Raw genomic sequence first — 4,289 nt, forward strand, 5'->3', positions numbered from 1 at the left:
GCCACCTGATGACTAAACACTCTAACAAACACGTTGGATTTGTTGCTTTAGGCGGTAACCGTGGAACCTGTTATTTCCAAATCGAGGGGCTAGGGTGCAAACACCTTTTTGAGCACACAAGTGCATTTCGTTTGCATTGGTGGTTGCAGCTTCTTGATTGTAATCGCCTCTCTCGAATCGACCTTGCTGTCGATGACTTCCACGGCCTGTTTGGTCGTGACTATGCCAAAAAAGCCTACGCAGATGATGCCTTCAGAACTTCGGATAAAGGTCGTAGCCCTAGTGCTGGCGAACGTTACTTCGCTGAGGCTTCCGGCAAAGTTATCAATGAATCATTCGAGGTAGGCAATCGCTCGTCTCGCATTTACTGGCGAATCTATAACAAGGCAGCCCAACTCGGTCTCGATATGTTTTGGTTTCGAAGTGAGTGTGAATTGAAAGATATGACGGTTGATGTGCTGCTAAATATTAGTGGTTATTTTGCTGGTATTTGTGCTTATAGCGCTTCAATCGTTGCAAGTTCGCCTGTAAAGGTGGTCACAAAAAAGAAACAAGTTGCGCTCGATATGCACGGGCGTATTCGTTGGGCTCGTCGACAAGTCGGTCGTACGTTAGCGGATATTGCTAAGTACTTGGATGGTGATTTGGAGAAAGTTTTCGGACTTCTCATATCCGAGGAAACGCAAGGTGATTTGCTCAACTTGCCTGACACATACAAACACATAATCAAAGAGATAATGGAGAATTAGCATGGCTGTTCGTTACGTTCTAACAGGTGGCACTTACTCAAAAGGTGTTGGTAAGCAATCTGGTAAAAAATATGAAATTGGTCGTTTGTTTGCTGGTAAGGCACTCAAGCCTTGGGAAAACGAAAACGGCTCTCAAATTGCGTTTGGCATTGAATCTGTTGAGGTTCCATTCGCGCCAAACGATGCACTTCTCGCTAAATTCGAAACAACGATGTGTCCCGCTCTTGTTGAGTTCGAATACGAACCTGACCCAGAAGACCCTCGCCGTAACTTGGTTTGCGATTTCAAAGTCATTCGCAGCCTGTTCGACAATCCTGTCTCTGATAAAGCTAAGTAAGGTTTTTAATTATGCCTGTGTGCGCACTTCCAAATGCTGACGGTTTCATTGCTGTCGTTCCTGAGGTTGATGCTGCTTCTTGTAGCGGTTACGTCATGGTTACGGCTCAAGAATACGGTTCGCTTATGGACTTCACTCAGGTTACTGGCCCTGAAGCTACTCAAATGTTTAGCCTTGGTTTTTCCTTGGTTTTCTTTGGGGGCTTCATTTCTACCTATGCCATCAAGATGGCAATTCGTTTAATCAAACTTCTCTGAGGTACTTATGAAATACATCAATACAGCGAAGAAATTCGCAAAACGTGGTGCTGCTACTGTTGCTGTGGCTGCTTTCTCTGGTGCTGCTTTCGCAAGTGAGGCTGGTGCTGACCCGTTTAGTGCAATCGACCTTACTGGTGTTGCTGTAAAAATTGGCGCGGCTGGATTGTTGATTATTGGCATTACCATGGCCTATAAATCCATCACTCTTGCTAAGCGTGCTGTGAAACTGGCTTAAGTTTATGTTGGCCATTCTTCACGATGTCATTCTCATCGTCTTTGTGCTTTTGGGTGGCATGGCTGGATTTGTGGCCTCTCAAAACTTTAGGGGATAGGGGGCTTCGGTCCCCTTTTTTAATGAGGTTTATACATGAGTATTAAACAAAGCATTGCGGCACTGGTGATACTTTTGAGTGTTTCGTTTAGTGCTTTTTCTGCAAAGGACTATGACAAAACAAAACTTTATCGTGTTACTGGGCTTTCTGGTCAATATAGTTGGCCTTCCGAATACTGCGGTTTATCTGTTGGTCAAGTTACTAATATCACTCCTTGTCTTGGTGTTAGGTTTACATCTACTACTGATATGAAGGAGTACACGGTTAGTTCGGTCTGGGTTGATAATGGTTACCTTGTTGCGTCGTCGGGAGGTCGTTATTTCAATGCGGTTCATGTTAAGCCCTTTACTTCTTGCCCAGATGGTGAGACTTATAATCCTGAAACTCGACAGTGCGAGGCTTCTAAAAATCACTGTGAAAAGTTAATGGAAACAGAGCCAACTTTAGGTGTTTGGTGGAATGAGCAAGCTTATGGTCGTGACATGCTCGGTAACTTTTGGTGCGGTTCTGCCTCCAATTGTACTGCTCAACTCACTACCTTTGTTGGTTGCGATTCTGGAAACTGCTTTGCTGATGCGCATTATACTGGTGATGAGTGTCAACATGGTACGTTAAACGGTTTTTGTACCGATTCCAGTTGCTCTGCTGAGCTTCCTGAGCCAGAAAAACCAGACCCTGATAATCCAGACCCTGATAATCCAGACCCTGATAATCCAGACCCTGATAATCCTGACCCAGACAACCCAGACAACCCAGACGTTGACGACCCTACTCATAAACCAGATGACCCTACTGGCGGTGATATCGAAGACCCTAGCGTTTTACCGGATTCTGATAGTGACGTTGTCGTTCCGAAGCCTCCAACAGATGAACCAGATGTTGAGGACCCGCCAACGGATGAATCAACAGATACGGCGGTTGTTAACGCAATAACCGGAATGAATAAGGATGTTAACAAGGCTCTGAATGATATGAACATTGATATCAATCAGGCTAGTGCTGATGTTCAAAACCAAATCATCGCGCTCAATGCTTCGGTTGTGACTAATACGCAAGCCATTCAAAAGCAGCAAGCTAATGACAACGAGATTTACCGAAAAACTAAAGCGCTTATCCAGCAAGCCAATGCTGATATCACAACTGCCGTGAATCAGAATACCAATGCGATTAATGGTGTTGGTGATGATGTTGAGAAAATTGCAGGTGCAATGGATGGCATCGCGGAGGATGTTGCTGGTATTTCAGACACGTTAGATGGCATTGCTAATACGGATACGTCTGGCGCTGGCATTGGTGGCACTTGTATTGAGACGGGTACGTGTACTGGTTTTTATGAATCTAAATATCCTGAGGGGTTAGGTGGCTTGGTTTCTGGTCAGCTCAATGATTTGAAAGTAAACACCATAGATAATTTTGTTAGCTCTTTCGGTAATTTGGACTTGTCCAATGCTCAACGTCCTTCGTTTGTTCTTCCGGTTCCGTTCTTCGGTGACTTCAGTTTCGAGGAGCATATTAGCTTTGATTGGGTTTTTGGTTTTGTTCGTTCGGTTCTCATCATGACGTCCATTTTTGCGGCGCGTCGAATCATTTTCGGAGGTTAATATGGACTGGTTAGTTGATTTGTTTAACAAGCTTTTGGTGTTTTTGTACCAGCTCTTGTTATCTCTTTTTGACATGCTCAAGGATTTGTTTTTTTGGATTGTTGAGCAAGTTATGGAAGCGGCTAATTCGCTGATTGCTGGCATTTTCGCTCTCTTTGCACCTGTTGATATGAGCCAGTATATGACTTCGATTCCTCCAACTGTCTCTTGGGTTTTTGCTGCGGTCGGTGTTCCTCAGTGTTTATCAATTATCCTTGCTGCAATCACTATTCGTTTGTTGCTTCAACTGATTCCGTTTACGAGGTTAGGCTCATGATTTACGCAATAGCAGGGAGACCAGGAGGCGGCAAAACTTATGAAGCTGTCGCATATCATATTATTCCGGCCATCAAGGACGGTCGAAAAGTCATTACCAACATCACGTTGAACATTGATTGGTTTGTAAAGATATTTGGTGAGCACGTTCGCGACCTAATCAAGATTGTTGATGGTCGTTTGACTGATTTTGGTTCTACAAGTCGTCCATTTAGTCAGATTGGTGATTACTCGGATGAATGGCGAAATGAGAAAGGACAGGGGCCTTTGTACGTTGTAGATGAGGCTCATATGAGTTTGCCGTCTCGCGGGCTTCCTGCTGCGATTCTTGAGTGGTTCTCGATTCATCGTCACTATGGTGTTGATATCATTCTGCTTACTCAGAACATCCGCAAAGTGCATCGAGATATTAAGGACATGATTGAAGTGACCTATCGATGCACGAAAAACACGGCTATGGGCTCAAGCAACTCATACACGAAAAAGGTGCAAGATGGTTGCAACGGTGAGGTTGTCAATACTTCAATACGTTCTTACAAATCAGAGTACTTTCCGTTTTACAAAAGCCACTCTCAATCGAACAAGCATGTGCAGGAAGCGCAAGCAAAGGACATTAGACCTTTCTGGAAGCGATGGCCTGTTATCGGTACTGCTTTGCTTTTGGGTGTTGGCTTGCCTATCAACATCATGGCTTG

General features: G+C 44.3%; 7 protein-coding genes. All 7 read left to right on the forward strand.

The features are described from left to right. Window positions 1–749 (forward strand): replication initiation factor domain-containing protein (locus R8O11_RS24570; protein ID WP_318194533.1); only part of this gene is annotated, 749 nt, incomplete at its 5' end. 1 nt (window position 750) lies between these two features. Continuing rightward, window positions 751–1,086 (forward strand): hypothetical protein, encoded by a 336-nt coding sequence (locus R8O11_RS24575; protein WP_017636225.1) that lies wholly within the window; start codon window positions 751–753, stop codon window positions 1,084–1,086. A gap of 11 nt (window positions 1,087–1,097) precedes the next feature. Beyond that, a complete protein-coding gene (locus tag R8O11_RS24580) occupies window positions 1,098–1,343 on the forward strand; it encodes a single-stranded DNA-binding protein (RefSeq protein ID WP_025625076.1) in 246 nt (81 codons plus the stop codon). 7 nt (window positions 1,344–1,350) lie between these two features. After that, complete coding sequence (locus R8O11_RS24585) at window positions 1,351–1,581, forward strand: phage coat protein (protein ID WP_140253319.1); 231 nt, start codon at window positions 1,351–1,353, stop codon at window positions 1,579–1,581. 132 nt (window positions 1,582–1,713) lie between these two features. After that, window positions 1,714–3,279: a methyl-accepting chemotaxis protein gene (locus R8O11_RS24590; protein ID WP_318194534.1), complete on the forward strand. Its 1,566-nt coding sequence runs from the start codon at window positions 1,714–1,716 to the stop codon at window positions 3,277–3,279. A gap of 1 nt (window position 3,280) precedes the next feature. Next, on the forward strand, window positions 3,281–3,595 hold the full coding sequence (locus tag R8O11_RS24595) for a DUF2523 family protein (protein WP_025509939.1): 315 nt from the start codon (window positions 3,281–3,283) through the stop codon (window positions 3,593–3,595). Continuing rightward, window positions 3,592–4,289, forward strand: a 698-nt coding sequence (locus R8O11_RS24600) for a zonular occludens toxin domain-containing protein (RefSeq protein ID WP_318194535.1), incomplete at its 3' end; no start/stop codon positions are given. The genes R8O11_RS24595 and R8O11_RS24600, both read left to right, overlap by 4 nt.

This window comes from Vibrio sp. 1288 (assembly GCF_033344475.1).